The following is a 15,758-nucleotide window of genomic DNA, read 5'->3' as shown; positions in this document are numbered from 1 at the left end:
TACTGAATCGCCATTCAGTTGGAGACCCGGGCCGCCCCCACCGTCACGCCCGTCGCCGAGCCAGGAGCCCCCCCATGGCCGACCTCCCCACCGAGCTGTGCCCGCTCTCCCCCGAGCAGACTGACATCGTCGAGCCGACCCGCGCCTTCGCCAGGGACGAGATCCGGCCCCACGCGCGCGCCGTGGACGAGGCCTACACCGTCACCCCCTGGGAGCTGTGGCGCGCGGCGGCCACAGTGGCCAAGGTGGGCATCACCGGTCTCCTGCGCGGGCAGTTCGGGAGACCGATCACCGAGCACCGGGCCGTCGCCCTCCGGCCGGTCGACATGCGCCCTCGTACCGAGCAGGCGCGGCTGATGACCCGGCGGGCCGCCAAGCGGCGCGACGCGGGGACGAACACGACCGGCGAGGCCGCGATGGCCGGGCTCACCGTGTCGGAGACCGCCGCGTACGGCACCTGGGCCGTCCAGCCCCTCGGCGGCCGGGACCACTCGCGCGAGTACCCCGTCGAACAGGGGTTGCGCGACGACACGTCGGAGGAGATCGCGGAAGGCACCTCCGGCCACATGCACCTGATCATCTCCCGGAGTCTGTGATGGAACGGAACCGTACGTACGCCCCGCAGCGCCCCGCACGGCGCCCCGCGAAGCACCCGATGCGGCGGCTGACGGGCGGCGAGACCCTGGTCCGTGCGCTGGCGGCGCACGGCGCCGACCTCGCCTTCGGCATCCCCGGAACGCACAACCTGGAGATCTACCGGCATCTCGGCGCCCACGGCATCCGGCACATCGCGACCCGCCACGAGCAGGGCGCCGGTTATGCCGCCGACGGATACGCCCGGACGACCGGCCGGCCCGGGATCGCCGTCACGACCACCGGGCCCGCGCTGCTCAACATCGCGGCAGCCGTCGGACAGGCGTACTCCGACAGCGTGCCGCTGCTCGTCGTGTCGCCCGGGATGCCGCTGCGCCACCCCGCCGAGCCGATCGGCGTACTGCACGAACTGCACGGCCAGAGCGAGGCGTTGGGCCGTATCGCCGCGTTCAGCCACCGCGTGTCGTCGGTCGGCGAGATCGACGCGGCCGTGGCGCGCGCCTTCTCGTTCTTCCGGAGCGGCCGCCCCCGGCCGGTGCATCTGGAGATCCCGTACGACCTTCTGGAGGAGGCCGAACCCGTCGGCGCGCCGCGCATTGCGCCGCCCACCGTTCCGCCGCGCCCCGCGCCCGACGCCGTACGGGAGGCTGCCGAGGCACTGTCCTCGGCGCGCCGCCCCGCGCTGGTGCTGGGCGGCGGGGCGCGCGGAGCCGCGGACGCATGCCGGGCACTGGCCGAGCAGTTGGGCGCGCCGGTGGTGACGACCGCCAACGGCAAGGGCGTGGTGCCCGAGTCCCATGCGCTGTCCGTCGGCGTGGCGCTGCACAGCCCCGCCGTACGCTCCTGGCTCGCGTCGTGCGATGTGGTCCTCGCGGTCGGCACGGAGCTGGCCGAGTCGGATCTGTGGTGCGACCAGCGGCAGTTGCGCGACAGGCTGCGCGGCACGCTCATCCGGGCCGACATCGACCCGGCCCAGATGTACGCGGGGCTGCCCGCCGGGATCGCGCTCGTCGGTGACGCCCACGCCGTGCTGGCGGAGCTGCTGCCGGCCGTCACCTCCTCGATCTCAGCACGTGGTGCCGGGGAGCCGTCCGCGCGCCCTTCGCCCGAGTCCTCCGAGCCCTCCGAGCCCTCCGGGTCCTCCGGGTCCTCCGGGTCGTCCGAGTCCTCCGCGGGCCGTTCCGTGGACACCGCGGCCGCGTTGCGCGCGGCACGCGACGAGGAGACGGTCGCGCGGAGCGGGCGCTGGCTCCCGTATCTCTCCGCCCTGCGGTCCACGCTGGCACCGGACGCGATCCTCACCTCCGACAGCGCCCAGTGCTGCTACTACGGCGCCCTTCCGCATCTGCCCGTCGACCCGCCCGGCCGCTACCTCCACCCCACCGGCTTCGGCACCCTCGGCTACGCCCTCCCCGCCGCCATCGGCGCGAAGGCCGCGGAGCCGGGACGGGAGGTCGTCGCGCTGAGCGGGGACGGCGGACTGCAGTTCACCGTGCAGGAGCTGGCGACCGCCGCGCAGCTCGGACTCCCGCTGCCCGTCGTCGTGTTCGACAACGCCGGATACGGGGAGATCCGCGACGAGATGGCGGCCCGGGGCGACACGCCAACGGCCGTCGACCTGGCGCCGGTCGACCTGACCGGACTCGCGCGCGCGTACGGGGGCCAGGGCAGCCGCGCCGGCACGCCCGACGAGTTGGCGAAGGCGCTGCACAGCGCCCTCCGCACTCCCGGCCCCACCGTCATCACCATTCCGGAAGGCCCTGTCGGGGACCCCGGTCGGACCGTCGCGCACCACTCGGTCCGGCCCGCCATGCACCACACGCACGCCATGCACGCCATGCACGACACGTCCGGAGACTCCGAGGAGAGAACCCCGTGAACCCCCGACCCACCTCACCACCCCTGCTGTCCACCACCTGGACCGATCCCGTCACCGGCCGCCGGGGCTTCCTGGTCGTGGACCGGCTCGTGCGCGGTGTGTGCAGCGGCGGCCTGCGCATGCGGGCGGGCTGCACCCTGGAGGAGGTCACCGGGCTAGCGCGCGGCATGACCATGAAGGAGGCGCTGCACTACGAGCCCGGCGCCCGGTACGTCCCGCTCGGCGGCGCCAAGGGCGGTATCGACTGCGCCCCGCACGACCCGGAGGCGTACGGCGTCCTGGTCCGCTATCTGCACGCCATGCGCCCGTACATCGAGCGCTTCTGGACCACCGGCGAGGACCTCGGGCTCACCCAGGACACGGTCGACCGGGCGGCCGCCGAAGCAGGACTCGTCTCCTCCGTCCAGGCCGTTTATCCGCTGCTCGACGACGAACGCGCCGCGCGGCAGCGGCTGTCCGACGCCTTCGCCGTCGCGGTGGACGGGATCGGCCTGGACGAACTGGTGGGCGGCTGCGGGGTCGCCGAGTCGGTGCTCGCGGCGCTCGACCGGGCCGGCGTGCCGTACGCCGGCACGCGCGTCGCCGTACAGGGTCTGGGCACGATGGGCGGGGCCACCGCCCGCTTCCTCGGCCGTGCCGGTCTGCGGGTGGTGGCCGTCGCTGACGTCAAGGGCACGATCGCGAACCCGGACGGGCTCGACGTCGAGGCGCTGCTCGCCGCCCGCGACACCTTCGGCACCGTGGACCGCTCCGCGCTGCGCCCCGGGGACGCCGAACTGCCGGGCGGCGCCTGGCTGGAGACCGGAGCGGAGGTGCTGGTGCCGGCCGCGGTCTCCTACGCCATCGACACCGCGAACCAGCACCGGGTCACGGCGCGCTGGGTCGTCGAGGCGGCCAACATGCCCGTCGTCGCCGAGGCCGAGGAGCGGCTCACCGAGCGCGGCGTCACCGTCCTGCCGGATGTGGTCGTCAACTCGTGTACGAACGCCTGGTGGTGGTGGACGCTCTTCGGAGACATCGGCCCCGACCCGGACGAGGCCTTCGGTCGCATCCGCCGCTCCATGCGCACCCTGATCGACCGGATGCTGGCCCGTGCCGAGGCCGACGGCGGCACACCCCGCGCCGCGGCGCACGCGATCGTGGCGGAGCGCCTCCCGGTCATCGCGGAGCGCTTCGGGTGGTACGGGTGAGGCAGCACCACAGGACTACGAGGCGGTGGCCGTGACGACGGCGGAGTCCGCGGACGAGCCCCCTGATGCCGTCCAGGCCCACCCCGGCCCCGGATGACGTCCAGGCCCAACCCTGGCTTGAGCCGGGCCAGTTGACGCGACGCGCCCAGCGGAGCCACGCCCCCGTGCCGCTGAAGCCTCTCGACGCGCCGACCCGGATGCCCCGTCACCGAGCCGCCCACCGCCACGCCGACCACGCCCCCAGCCGCTTCCGGACCCCGAGCGGAACACGCCGCGCGGCCGCCTCCTGCGCTACGACGTCAAGTGCAGCCGCCTTCCTTGGGTCCTGAAGAAGCGTCAACCGCGCCCCGGATCAAGGTTGTTGGACCTCCAGGGCGGCCTCCGGCTCCTCCACCGCACCATCGGCGGTCTTCACGTCCTGGTCCTCCATCGCACCGGTGAGCGTGGCCTCGTCGATGAGGGCGGTGTGCGTGCCCTCGACGGTGCACGCGTACGCGCCTGCCACCGCACCCAGCCGTACGCACTCCTCCAGCTCGCGCCCCCGCAGATGCCCGTAGAGGAAGCCGCAGGCAAAGGCGTCACCGGCGCCGTTGCTGTCCACGACCGGGCCGGGCGGGACAGCCGCGGGTACGTGCCGGAGTGAACCGGCCCCCTGACGGGCCAGCACATACGCGCCGCCCGCGCTCGCCGTGGCGATCACCACCTCGGCCCGCCCGTCGGAGATGATCTGCCGCATCACCTCGGCCAACCGCTCGCCCGCTCCCGCCGCGCTGAGGAAGACGATGTCGGAGCGGAGCGCGAAGTCGCGGTGGTGGAGGTTGAGTCCGTCCCAGTCGTGCAGGTCGGTGGAGACCGGGAGGCCGAGTTTCTCGATGTCCTCGAAGAGGAACCGCGAGAAGTTCATGATCGACAGATGCACGTGCCGGGCGCGCCGCAGGTGCGGCAGATAGTGCTCGGAGGGCATGCGCAGGTCGAGCGGGTCACGGGCGTCGTAGAAGGACATGCGGCGGCCCTGGGGGTCGACGAGGTTCACCGCGCGCCGGGTGCCGTGGGGCGACACGCAGGGGTGAAAGTCCACCGCGCTGGCGCCCATCCGCTCACGGACCAGTTCGCCCAGCGGGTCGTCGCCGATGAAGTCCAGGAAGCCCGTGGCGAATCCGAGTTCGGCGCAGCCGAGCGCCACGCCGGTGCCGGTGTGGCCGACCCACTCGCGGATCGGCGACACGCCGTACGAGTCGGCGTACGGCACCGGCAGCGCGTCCACGCGTACGACCGTGTCGACGCCGGCGCCGCCGACGACCAGGACGTCGTACGGCGTTTCCGCCGCCTCCTTCGTGCTGCCCATGCCCCTGTCCGTCCTCTCCCGTACCGCTGTCCCTGCCGCACCCCGTCGTCGAGGGCGTGGGTCAGCCTAGAGGCTGAGGGACGTCGCAGCGGTCCTTGAAACCCTGGCTGGTGAGGCCGAGTGCCGCGTTGACGCGCGAGCGGAGGTTCTCCACGGCGATCATCGCGGTCAGCTCAACGATCTGCGCCTCGTTCAGGTGCTCGTGCAGCCGCTTCACCATCGCGTCGTCGACGGTCGGCGGGGTGGCCGTCACGGCTTCGGCGTAGGCCATGACGTCCCGCTCCAGCGGGGTGTGGACGTCGCTGTCGCGCCAGACCGGGACGTCGTGGAGCTTGCGGTGGTCCATGCCGTGCTGCCGGCTCTCCCAGTAGCCGAAGTCCATGCACCAGGAGCAGCCGATGGAGGCGGCCGACGCCATGACGGCGAGTGCGGTCAGCTCCGGGTCGAGCTTGTTCCACTTGGCGAGCGACCGCTCGAAACGGGCCTGGGAGATCAGCACGCGGGGGTTGTGGGCCACGGCCCTGGCGGGATCGAGAACCGTGCCGTAGGTACGGCGGGAGTACCAGTCGGTGAGGCGTACGAAGAGCGTGCGGGGCGGGTCGAGCGAGATGCGGGCCATGACTGCCTCCTGTCGGGGGAGCGACCGTGCCGGTCTGCGGCGACGGTGTTCTTCGCTCCTGTGACGGATGGGCTCGCCACCGCGTGACATCAGCGGCGGGGGGGGGGGGGGGGGACGCTCGCCGGGAACGGCGGACCCAACGGCAGGCGACCGGCCAGCCGCTCGCCATCCGACCGACCTACCGCACGCCACCCGACCGACCAACCGCTCACCACCCGACCGACCTACCGCTCGCCACCCGACCGGTCAGCGGCTCGCCACCAGCTCGGCACGGTCGAGCCCCAGCTCGGCCGCGAGCGCGTCGTCGACCCAGGTCTCCATCCGCCTGCGGCCGAGCGTGCCGGGGAAGGCCGTCATCTGCACGGCGAGGCCGTCGAGGAACGCGGTGAGGCGCCACGCCGTGGCGCCCGGGTCCTGGCACACGTACTCCCCCGCGGCCGCGCCCTCCGCGATGACCTCGGTGAGGATGGCCTTCCACTGCCGGTCCAGGCCGATCGTCACCTCACGGAGCACCGGCTCGCGGAGCGAGACCGCCCAGCCCTCGATCCACAGCTTCCAGCCCTTGGCCTGCCCCGTCGGCGAGTACCAGCGCACCACCGAACGCAGCCTGCGCACCGAGCTGCCGCCACGTGCGACAAGGGCGCGCAGCCGCTCGAGGTCGGCGTGCGCGGCGTGCTCGAAGGCCGCGGCGACGAGCCTCTCCTTGGTCGAGAAGTGGTAAATGACCAGGGCGTTGCTCACGCCGAGCGCTGCGGCGACATCGGAGATGCGCAGCGCCGCGACGCCGCGCTCCTCGATCTGCTCGACGGCCGCCCGGAGCAGCTCCTCGCGCCGCTCCTGCACGCTCAATCGGACTCTGGCCACGGCGTCACCCTACAGCGGTCACAACGGGCTCACCGGCCGTGACGATTCCGCCTTCCCCGGTCGCGGCCGGGGCGGCATCGGGCCACACGTCGTCCCCGCACGACCGTTGGCGCCCTCGCACACCGGAGGCCACAGCCGTCCACGACGGACGCGCTGTTCGGTCAGCGGCCACGGCCTGCGGCCGGCGCGCGGCTTGGCGCCGATCGCGCCCAACGAACGCCGCTGTCCGCGGAGTTCAGTTCTTGCGGCCCACCCCGCCGTAGAAGAAGCCGGTCCGCGCGAGCTCGTCGGCGGGAAGCGGCGGTCCGTCCGGACGCCAGAGGGGCACCTGCACCAGCCCCGGCTCCAGCAGCTCGAAGCCGTCGAAGAGCGCCAGGATGTCCGCGTGCGGGCGGGGGTTGAGGGTGGCGGTGGCCCCCCGGTAGACCTTCACCGCCGTGGGGAAGCCCTCCGGGTGGAAGTCCGCCGTGCCATGGGACAGCACGAGGTGGCTGCCGGCGGGCAGCGCCTCGGTGAGGGTGGTGACGATGCGGCGCGGGTCCTCCTCGTCCTTCACGAAGTGCAGGAGGGCGACCAGCAGCAGGGCCACCGGCTCATCGAAGTCGATCAGGTCCCGGATCGCCGCGTGCTCCAGGATCGCCTCCGGCTTGCGGGCGTCGGCCAGCGCGAAGGTGGTGTTGCTGGTCCCGGTCAGCCGGGCGCCCGCGTGCGAGGCGACGATCGGGTCGTTGTCGACGTAGGCCACCCGTACGCCGGGCGCGGCTTCCTGCGCGACCTCGTGGGTGTTGGGCGAGGTGGGGATGCCCGTGCCGATGTCGATGATCTGCCGGATACCGCTCTCCACCACGGACTTGACGGCCCGTCGGAGGAAGGCGCGGTTCGAGCGGGCGGCCGGGAGGATCTCCGGGACGTCCTTGATGACCTGGTCCGCCGCTTCGCGGTCGACCTCGTAGTTGTCGCGGCCGCCCAGGTAGTAGTCGTACATCCGGGCCGGATGGGGCCTGGAGGTGTCTATCTGGTCGGCCGAGAACCCGTGCTCCGTCACACCGGCCTCCGTTCGGTCGTCATGTGGTGTGTCCGCCCTTCAGTCCTTGATGCCCACGCCTCCGTAGAAGGCGATCCTGCGGATGTCGTCCACATCGGGCAGCGGCGCGTCCGGGCGCCACAGCGGCACCTGTACGAGACCGGGGTCCAGCAGGTCGTACCCGTCGAAGAACGGGAGGATACCGTCGTGCGGACGGATGTTGAGCGTCGCGGTGGCCTGCCGGTAGACCTCTGTGGCGTCACCGTCCACATGCTGGTGGAAGTCGGCGGTGCCATGGGTCAGTACGAGGCAACTGCCCTTCGGCAGCGCGTCGGTGAGGGTCCGTACGATGCCGGCCGGGTCCTCCTCGTCCCTGATGAAGTGGAGGACCGCGACCATCAGCAGGGCCACCGGCTCGTCGAAGTCGATCAGTTCGCGGACGATCGGGTGTCCGAGCACGGACTCCGGGGAGCGCACATCGGCCAGCGCGAAGCCGGTGTCGCCGGTGTGGGTCAGACGGGCTCCGGCGTGGACACCGACGATGGGGTCGTTGTCGACGTATGCCACGCGGACGCCGGGCGCGGACTCCTGCGCCACCTCATGGGTGTTGGGCGAGGTGGGGATGCCCGTGCCGATGTCGACGATCTGCCGTATGCCGCTGTCCACCACGGTCTTGACGGCTCGTCGGAGGAAGGCGCGGTTGGCGCGGGCGCTCGGGCGGGCGTCCGGGGAGATCGCGATGACGCGCTCCGCAGCCTCCCGGTCGACCTCGTAGTTGTCCCGCCCGCCCAGGAAGTAGTCGTACATCCGGGCCGGGTGCGGTCTACTCGTGTCGATCGCATCGGCAGGCGTCCCCTGCTCGCTCACGCCGGTCTCCCCTCGGTCCTCCGTGGCAGCGGTCTCGGCCATGGTGCTCACGCCAGCAGGAAGTCGGCGTCGCCCGACTTCGCGCCCTGAATAAACGTTTCGATCTCATGGTGCGTGTAGATCAGGGCGGGGCCGTCGGGGTCGGTGGACTGACGCAGCGCCACCCGGCCGTCGCTCAGCTTCATCGCTTCAAGACAGCTTCCCCCGTTGCCGCCGCTCCACGGCTTGCTCCAGCCCTCGGTGCCGAGGTCCTTGGCAGGCATGCCGTTGTATATGCGACTCATGGTCAGAGCTCCTCGCGAATGCCACCCAGGTACGACCCGGTGGTGTGTGCGGGCGCGGCTTGCGCGCACATCCGGTCAAGTGCCTCCAGGAACGCCGAGACGTCATCGCGATGGTCGAGGTAGACGCCGCCCACGAGGCTCTCCGTGTAGGCGATGTCCGGGAGTTCCTGGATCGGGAACCGGAAGATGTGGAACGGGCCGTACATCGCGGGGTGCGGCCCCGCGGCGAACGGCATGACCTGCAACCGGACGTTGGGCATCGAGGCCGCCTCGATGAGCCGGTCCGCCTGCTCCCGCATGATGGCCGACCCCCCGATGGGACGGCGCAGCACGGTTTCGTCCATGACGACCCACAGCAGCGGGGCGTCCTCCTTCGTCAGCACCGCCTGGCGCTGCATGCGCAGGGCGACACCGCGCTCGATGTCCTCGTCCGAGGCGTTCGGCAGTCCGGCCCGCAGGACGGCGTGGGCGTAGGCGGGCGTCTGCAGCAGCCCGGGGACGTAGTGCGGCTCGTACGCGCGAATGAGGTTGGCCTCGCCCTCCAGCGAGACGAACGCGCTGAACCACTCGGGCAGGACGTCGCGGAAGCGGTGCCACCAGCCCCGCTGGTTCGCCTGGCGGGCGAGTGAGAGGAAGTCCTCCAACTCCTCGGGCGCGGTGACCCCGTAGGTGCGCAACAGCTTCTCGACGTACGGGATCTTCAGGCCGACCTCGGCCTTCTCCATACGCCGGACGGTGGCGTGGGTGACGTCGAGGGCCCGGCCGGCGTCCTCGTACGACAGTCCTGCCCTCTCCCGCAGATCCTGCAGGCGCTTGCCGAGCACCACGCGCAGAACAGTCGGGGCAGCGCCGCCGGGCCGCGTGTCCGCCACTACCCATCCCCTCCAACTGCCGTCACCGGACGGAAGTGTGTCATGTCGTCACCTGGGGCGACAGACTGTCCTTACGATTCTGCAATTTACAGATTGAACCTTGCCATACGTGAGTCACGACCCGCATAGTTGCGGAGTGGCTTCCTTTCACGACGCGCTTCAGTTAGCGGACCGGGGTGACATCGCTGTTGTGGACCGCCGGAACGCGTTCGAGCTACCGGCGTTGCGCACGTCGGTCGCCGAGGCACGCCGGCACGTCGTGACCCTGCTGCACGACTGGGGAGCCGACGGAGAGACCGCCGAGGGCGTCGAGTTGGTGATATCGGAGCTGGTCACCAACGCCATATGCCACACGGACAGTGACACCATAGGGTGTCGACTGCTCATGAACGGCGGGCTGTTGAGGGTGGAAGTGGCCGACGAAGGCTGGGCCTCCACCGCCCCGCTCACCCACCCGGGCCCGGTCGATCTCGACGGCGAGGGCGGCCGCGGACTGCTGCTGGTCGACGCCCTCTCCCGGACCTGGGGTGTGCTGACCGCGGCGAACGGCCATGGACATGTGGTCTGGGCAGAACTGCCCTACGCACAAGGCTCGGTCGCGCCGAACGACCGCTTCTGAGAACGTCACCCGGACATTGACGCGCCGTCACCTCACGTATGACGGCCTCGTTGGGCGTACGGGCCGCGCGGAATCTCACGCAGGCCCGCTACGAGACAGCAGCCCGCAACCCACCGGCGAGATCGCCGCGCTTCACGCGCCGGGCGCCGCCGGGGAGGACTCCAGCGGCAGCAGATCCGGGCGCTTGGGCTCGATGTGGTCCCCCGAGGACTCACCGCGCAGCCGCCGCCCGATCCACGGCACCAGATACTCACGCGCCCACTGGACGTTGTCCCTGCGCACCGCGGACGCCGGGCGCTCGGGCTGCGGGGGCCACGGCTGGTCGGGGTCGGCCGGCACGGGGAGACCGAGGACCTGCCCGGCGCGCAGCGCGACGCGCGTATGCCCGTCGGGTGAGAGATGGAGCCGGTCGGGGTCCCAGGCCCGCCGGTCCTGCACCGAGCGGAGCGACCACAGATCGAGCACCGGACAGCCGTACCGGTCGGCGATGGCCCGTACGTGCGCGGTGTAGGTGGCGATCTTGCCCCGGAGGTGACGCAGCACCGGTACACCGCGTGTGTCGAACCCGGTGGTCACCATGACGACGGGCACCGCGGCCGTCAGATCGGCGACGGCCGCCTCGAAGCGCGCGGCCACGTCGTCGGGGTCACTGCCCGGCCGGATGATGTCGTTCCCCCCGGCACAGAAGGTCACCAGGTCCGGACCGAGCTCCTTGGCGCGCTCCACCTGCTCCTCGACGATCCGGTCCAGCAGCCGCCCGCGGACCGCCAGGTTGGCGTAGCGGAAGTCGTGTTCGGCCCGGTGGTCGGAGAGGAGGACGGCGAGGCGGTCGGCCCAGCCGATGAACGCGCCGTCGGCACCCGGGTCGCCCACGCCCTCGGTGAAACTGTCGCCCAGCGCCGCGTACGACCCGATGGCGCCTTCGCTGATGGATGTCGAATCGTCTGCCACGTCGCCATATGATTCCGTTCCGGCAGTGACCTACGCCATCGTAACCGGGGGTTGACGGGGCGTGATTTAAACCACCCGGTCAATTTCCGCAACCGCGGAAGGGGGCGTTCACCGCCGAGATGATTGCGCGGTGAACTCTTGTCGTATCGTCGACGTGTCACGTCGTCGGCAACCGGGTCCGGCGGCCCGACACCCGCACCGGAGGAGCGCCCGTGACGCAGACGCCGCAGGTCCCGCACGCCCCGCAGGCAGAGCCCGAGCTGACGGGGGTCCGCAACTTCCGTGACGCCGGCGGGCTGCCGACCGGGGACGGCAAGCGCGTACGCACCGGCGTGCTCTACCGCAGCGGACATCTGGCCCACGCCACCGACGACGACGCCGCGTTCCTCGCCTCGCTGGGCCTGCACACGATCTTCGACTTCCGCAACTCCGCCGATGTGGCGCTCGAGGGGCCCGACATCGCGCTGCCGGGCGTCCGCCATGTGAACATCCCGCTGACCGACCCCGCCGCCGGCGCGGAGTTCTGGCAGATGGTGCGCGACGGCGAGGTGTCGCAGCTGCGGAAGGCTCTCGGCGACGGCAAGGCGTCGGACCGGATGATCGCCACGTACCGACACATCATCCGCACGCGCACGGCCGAGCACAGCCGGGTGCTGCACGCCATCACCGACGACAGCGTCCCCGTCCTCATGCACTGTGCGGCCGGAAAGGACCGTGCGGGCCTGTCCGTCGCCGTGACCCTGCTCGCCCTGGGTGTCGAGCGGGACGCGATCGAGACCGACTACCTCGCGAGCAACGCCGCCCATCGCCGCTACAAGGTCCACCGCGGCGACCAGACGGAGGCCGAGATGTCGGCCGAGGTGCGGGAGCTGCTGAGCCCGCTCTTCGACGCCCGCGCCGAGTACCTCGACGCCGCGTTCGCGACCATCGAGGAGACGTGGGGTTCCGTGGAGGACTACCTCGCACAGGGCCTGGACTTCGGGCCCGAGCGGCGCGAGCGGCTGCGGGCGCGGCTGCTCGACGGCGCCGCCTGAGACGCGACGCCCGAAGCAAACGGCCCGAAGCAAACGGCCCGAGGCCGTCGCCCGAGCACGATGCCCGAGCACGGCGCGGGCCACAGGCACCGCACCGGCTCTGCGGGCTCCCGGCCGACCTTCGTCCGTCCGTCCGTCCCGTCCGCCCGCCCGCGTCAGCGGTTCAGCGTCACGGCCTGCTTGACGAGCGTGCGGCCGAAGTCCCAGACCAGCCCTCCCCCGCTGTGGGCGTCGTCCATGACGTCGGTGAATGCGTCCACGAAACGGTCGACCTCGCGCTCCCCGATGATCAGCGGCGGGATCAGCTTGATCACTTCGAGCCGGTCCCCGGAGACCTGGGTGAGGATCCGGTGCCGCTGGAGCAGCGGCACCACGACCATCTGCGCGAAGAGGCCCTTGCGGGCGGCCTGGAGCATCGACCAGCGGCTGCGCAGGCCCAGCGAGCTGGGCCGCCCGAACTCGATGCCGATCATCAGGCCGCGCCCGCGTACGTCGTGCAGCAGCTCGTAGCGGCCCACCAGGTCCGCCAGCCGGGTGCGCAGCAGATCACCGGTGAGCCGGGCATGGGCGACGATCTGCTCGTTCTCCATCACGGCCAGGGTGGCGAGCCCGGCCGCCATCGCCTGGGCGTTGGCGCCGAAGCTCGCGGAGTGGACCAGCACCCGGTCCATCGACGAGTACACCTTCTTGAAGATCCAGTCCTTGGCGAGCGTGGCGCCGACCGGCACGTAGCCACCCGAGAGGGCCTTCGCGACGCACACGAGATCCGGCTCTACGCCCTCCTCGTGCTGGTATGCGAAGAAGTCACCGGTACGTCCAAGTCCCGTCTGCACCTCGTCCGCGATGAGCAGCGCCTTGTGCTTCCGCAGCAGGTCCTGTGCGGCGCGCAGGAAGCCGGGCGGCGGAGTGTGCACGCCCTTGCCCTGGATCGGCTCGACGATGAGCGCGGCGACGTCGCCGCGCCCCAGCTCGCGCTCCAGCGCGTCGAGATCGCCGAACGGGACCGGCACATCGGGGAGCAGGGGGCCGAAGCCCCTGCGGAATCCGTCCTCGCCGTTGACCGACAGCGCGCCGGCCGTCAGTCCGTGGAAGGAATACGTGCAGTAGAGGACGCGGGACCGGCCAGTGGCGTACCGGGCGAACTTGAGCGCGGTCTCCACGGCTTCGGCCCCGCTGTTCCCGAAGAACACCCGGTCCAGGTGCGGGACGTGCACGAGCAGCCTCTCGGCGAGCAGCCCGGGCAGCGGCTGGCAGTCGAAGCGGACGAGGTCGGCGAGGGAGGCGTCGAGCACGTCGTGCAACGCCTGGCGGACGACGGGGTGGTGGCGGCCGAGGCCCATGACCCCGAAGCCCGCGAGCATGTCGAGGTAGTCGTGCCCGTCCTCGTCCCAGAAGTACGCGCCCTCGGCCCGTACGTAGGACTTGTCGAAACCGATGGCGCGGAGCATGCGAGGCAGCTGGTGGTTGAGATGGCGCGCATGGAGGTCGTAGCGCTCGCCGCCGCGCTCCCCCAGCAGTGTCATCAGGTCGAAGCCTCCCGCTCCGGACTCGCGGTGCGCTCCGGACTCGCCGGATCCGGCGGACTCGGCGGGGCGGGCGGCTTTCATGCGTGGCTCTCCTTCACAACGGGGCGGGCTTCCCCGCGGGCCAGGGCGGCACCGATCGCGTCCGCGATCGCGGACGGCGTGAGCCCGACGGCGGCCAGCACCTCGCTTCGCGAGGCGTGGGCGAGGAACTCCTCGGGGATGCCGAAGGTGCGGAGCGGCAGGTCCACCTCGGCGTCCCGCAGGGCACGGTCGACGGCGGAACCGACGCCGCCGGTACGGCAGTTGTCCTCGACGACGGCGACGAGGCGGTGGCGCGCGGCCAGCCCCGGCAACCGTGCGTCGACCGGCTTGACCCAGCGCGGGTCGACCACCGTGCAGCGGATGCCGTTCGCCTCCAGCAGCTCGGCGGCCCCCAGGCATACGGGAGCGAGGGCGCCGACGGAGACGAGCAGCACCTCGGCCGCGTAGGTCCCCGTCCCCGTGTCCGTGTCCGTCCCCGTGCCGAGTCCCCGGACATCGTCCGTACCGTCCGTGCCTCCCAGGTGCAGCACGTCCATGCCGCCGATCCTGCCCACCGCCGGGACGGGCTCGCCCACGGACGCCTTGGGGAAGCGGACGACGGTCGGTGCGTCGTCCACGTCCACCGCCTCGCGCAGTTGGTCGCGGAGGCGGTCGGCGTCGCGCGGGGCGGCGATCCGCAGGCCGGGCACGACCTGAAGGATCGACATGTCCCACATGCCGTTGTGGGAGGCGCCGTCGGAGCCGGTGACCCCGGCACGGTCCAGGACGAAGGTGACGCCGCACTTGTGCAGGGCCACATCCATGAGGACCTGGTCGAAGGCCCGGTTGAGAAAGGTCGCGTAGACGGCGACGACCGGGTGCAGCCCGCCGGTTGCCAGTCCCGCCGCGGAGATCGCCGCGTGCTGCTCGGCGATCCCCACATCCCATACGCGGTCGGGGTGGGCGGCGGCGAACGGCCCGAGCCCGACCGGGTGCAGCATCGCGGCGGTGATCGCCACGACATCGGGCCTGGCGGCCCCGATCCGCACCAACTCCTCGCCGAAGACCGAGGTCCACGAGGGCGCGCCGGGCGGCGAGAGCGGGCGGCAGGTCAACGGGTCCATGACGCCGACGGTGTGGAAGCGGTCGGCCTCGTCCTCCATGGCGGGACGGTAGCCGCGGCCCTTCTCGGTCAGGCAGTGCACGATGACCGGGCCCGTGAAGCGCTTGGCGCGGCGCAGGGCGGACTCGACCGCCTCGATGTCGTGGCCGTCGACCGGGCCGATGTACTTCAGGCCCAGGTCCTCGAACATGCCCTGCGGAGCGATGAAGTCCTTCAGCCCCTTCTTCGCGCCGTGCAGCGATCCGTAGAGCGGCTGTCCGACGACGGGCGTGCCCCGCAGGACGCTCTTGCCCCAGGACAGCAGACGCTCGTAGCCGTCGGTGGTACGGAGCGTGGCGAGGTGGCCCGCCAGACCGCCGGTGGTGGGTGCGTACGAGCGCTCGTTGTCATTGACGACGATGACCAGCGGGCGGTCCTTGGCAGCGGCGATGTTGTTCAGCGCCTCCCACGCCATGCCGCCGGTCAGCGCGCCGTCACCGATGACCGCGACGACGTGGTCGGTCCTGCCGAGCCGCCGGTCGGCCTTGGCGAGGCCGTCGGCCCACCCCAGCACCGCGGAGGCATGGCTGTTCTCGATGACGTCGTGCTCGGACTCGGCGCGCGAGGGGTAGCCGGACAGGCCGCCCGCGGCGCGCAGCCTCGAGAAGTCCTGACGCCCCGTGAGGACCTTGTGCACGTACGCCTGATGGCCGGTGTCCCACAGGATCCGGTCGGCGGGCGAGTCGAAGACGCGGTGCAGGGCGATGGTCAGCTCCACCACCCCGAGGTTCGGCCCGAGATGGCCGCCCGTCCGCGACACGGCACGGATGATGAACTGCCGGATGTCGTCGGCCAGTTCGTCCAGCAGTTCTTCGGGAAGCGCCCGGAGATCGCTCGGTTCCTTGATGTTGTCCAGCAACGACACGTCGGGCCACCTCAGTTGTCCGTGCTCTGCAGCCGACGGTGA

Annotated in this window: 15 protein-coding genes; 5 read left to right on the top strand and 10 right to left on the bottom strand. The window is 71.6% G+C overall.

All coding sequences use genetic code 11. The annotated features are described in order from the left end of the window. Positions 1-74 precede the first annotated feature (74 nt). From ACGFNH_RS14760 to ACGFNH_RS14750, 3 genes are read left to right on the top strand one after another with little or no spacing between them, the layout of a single operon-like run. Positions 75-596 carry an acyl-CoA dehydrogenase family protein gene (locus ACGFNH_RS14760; protein ID WP_393653475.1) on the top strand — a complete coding sequence of 174 codons (522 nt, stop codon included), beginning with the start codon at positions 75-77 and terminating at the stop codon, positions 594-596. Beyond that, a complete protein-coding gene (locus ACGFNH_RS14755; RefSeq protein ID WP_393653473.1) occupies positions 596-2,473 on the top strand; it encodes a 5-guanidino-2-oxopentanoate decarboxylase in 1,878 nt (625 codons plus the stop codon). The genes ACGFNH_RS14760 and ACGFNH_RS14755 overlap by 1 nt, the downstream gene beginning before the upstream one ends. Continuing rightward, positions 2,470-3,663: a Glu/Leu/Phe/Val dehydrogenase dimerization domain-containing protein gene (locus tag ACGFNH_RS14750; protein ID WP_393653471.1), complete on the top strand. Its 1,194-nt coding sequence runs from the start codon at positions 2,470-2,472 to the stop codon at positions 3,661-3,663. Before ACGFNH_RS14755 ends, ACGFNH_RS14750 begins: the two co-directional genes overlap by 4 nt. Before the next feature lie 352 nt (positions 3,664-4,015). On the opposite strand, the gene ACGFNH_RS14745 is transcribed toward ACGFNH_RS14750, so the two are convergent. From ACGFNH_RS14745 to ACGFNH_RS14715, 7 genes are all read right to left on the bottom strand, one after another. Further along, complete coding sequence (locus tag ACGFNH_RS14745) at positions 4,016-5,008, bottom strand: PfkB family carbohydrate kinase (protein WP_393653469.1); 993 nt, start codon at positions 5,006-5,008, stop codon at positions 4,016-4,018. A 61-nt stretch (positions 5,009-5,069) separates the two neighbouring features. Then, positions 5,070-5,627 carry a carboxymuconolactone decarboxylase family protein gene (locus ACGFNH_RS14740; protein WP_393653467.1) on the bottom strand — a complete coding sequence of 186 codons (558 nt, stop codon included), beginning with the start codon at positions 5,625-5,627 and terminating at the stop codon, positions 5,070-5,072. 246 nt (positions 5,628-5,873) lie between these two features. Further along, a complete protein-coding gene (locus ACGFNH_RS14735; protein ID WP_393653465.1) occupies positions 5,874-6,491 on the bottom strand; it encodes a TetR/AcrR family transcriptional regulator in 618 nt (205 codons plus the stop codon). A 235-nt stretch (positions 6,492-6,726) separates the two neighbouring features. Beyond that, positions 6,727-7,536 (bottom strand): SAM-dependent methyltransferase, encoded by an 810-nt coding sequence (locus tag ACGFNH_RS14730; protein WP_393653463.1) that lies wholly within the window; start codon positions 7,534-7,536, stop codon positions 6,727-6,729. 39 nt (positions 7,537-7,575) lie between these two features. After that, positions 7,576-8,424: an SAM-dependent methyltransferase gene (locus ACGFNH_RS14725; RefSeq protein WP_393653462.1), complete on the bottom strand. Its 849-nt coding sequence runs from the start codon at positions 8,422-8,424 to the stop codon at positions 7,576-7,578. A 5-nt stretch (positions 8,425-8,429) separates the two neighbouring features. Beyond that, a complete protein-coding gene (locus ACGFNH_RS14720) occupies positions 8,430-8,666 on the bottom strand; it encodes a DUF397 domain-containing protein (RefSeq protein ID WP_393653460.1) in 237 nt (78 codons plus the stop codon). Between the two features lie 2 nt (positions 8,667-8,668). Continuing rightward, positions 8,669-9,538: a helix-turn-helix domain-containing protein gene (locus tag ACGFNH_RS14715; protein ID WP_393653458.1), complete on the bottom strand. Its 870-nt coding sequence runs from the start codon at positions 9,536-9,538 to the stop codon at positions 8,669-8,671. 190 nt (positions 9,539-9,728) lie between these two features. Between ACGFNH_RS14715 and ACGFNH_RS14710 the strand changes: the two genes are divergently transcribed. Further along, positions 9,729-10,157 carry an ATP-binding protein gene (locus ACGFNH_RS14710; protein ID WP_393653456.1) on the top strand — a complete coding sequence of 143 codons (429 nt, stop codon included), beginning with the start codon at positions 9,729-9,731 and terminating at the stop codon, positions 10,155-10,157. 132 nt (positions 10,158-10,289) lie between these two features. Here the strand turns inward: ACGFNH_RS14710 and ACGFNH_RS14705 are convergent, their stop codons facing one another. Beyond that, entirely contained in the window at positions 10,290-11,108 is an 819-nt protein-coding gene (locus ACGFNH_RS14705) for an SGNH/GDSL hydrolase family protein (RefSeq protein WP_393653454.1), read from the bottom strand. A 212-nt stretch (positions 11,109-11,320) separates the two neighbouring features. Here ACGFNH_RS14705 and ACGFNH_RS14700 point away from each other — a divergent pair, with 212 nt between their 5' ends. Beyond that, the gene (locus ACGFNH_RS14700) at positions 11,321-12,142 is read left to right on the top strand and encodes a tyrosine-protein phosphatase (protein ID WP_393653452.1); all 822 of its coding nucleotides are present in this window, start codon (positions 11,321-11,323) and stop codon (positions 12,140-12,142) included. 155 nt (positions 12,143-12,297) lie between these two features. Here the strand turns inward: ACGFNH_RS14700 and ACGFNH_RS14695 are convergent, their stop codons facing one another. Both ACGFNH_RS14695 and dxs read right to left on the bottom strand, forming a co-directional pair. Next, positions 12,298-13,665 carry an aspartate aminotransferase family protein gene (locus ACGFNH_RS14695; RefSeq protein WP_393653607.1) on the bottom strand — a complete coding sequence of 456 codons (1,368 nt, stop codon included), beginning with the start codon at positions 13,663-13,665 and terminating at the stop codon, positions 12,298-12,300. 80 nt (positions 13,666-13,745) lie between these two features. Then, complete coding sequence (gene dxs / locus ACGFNH_RS14690; RefSeq protein ID WP_393653450.1) at positions 13,746-15,716, bottom strand: 1-deoxy-D-xylulose-5-phosphate synthase; 1,971 nt, start codon at positions 15,714-15,716, stop codon at positions 13,746-13,748. Positions 15,717-15,758: the final 42 nt, after the last annotated feature.

The sequence above is a fragment of the Streptomyces sp. NPDC048639 genome (genome assembly GCF_043199075.1).
Taxonomy (GTDB): domain Bacteria; phylum Actinomycetota; class Actinomycetes; order Streptomycetales; family Streptomycetaceae; genus Streptomyces.
The sequence above is the reverse complement of the archived record's forward strand: the minus strand, read 5'-3'. Positions and strand labels throughout refer to the sequence as shown.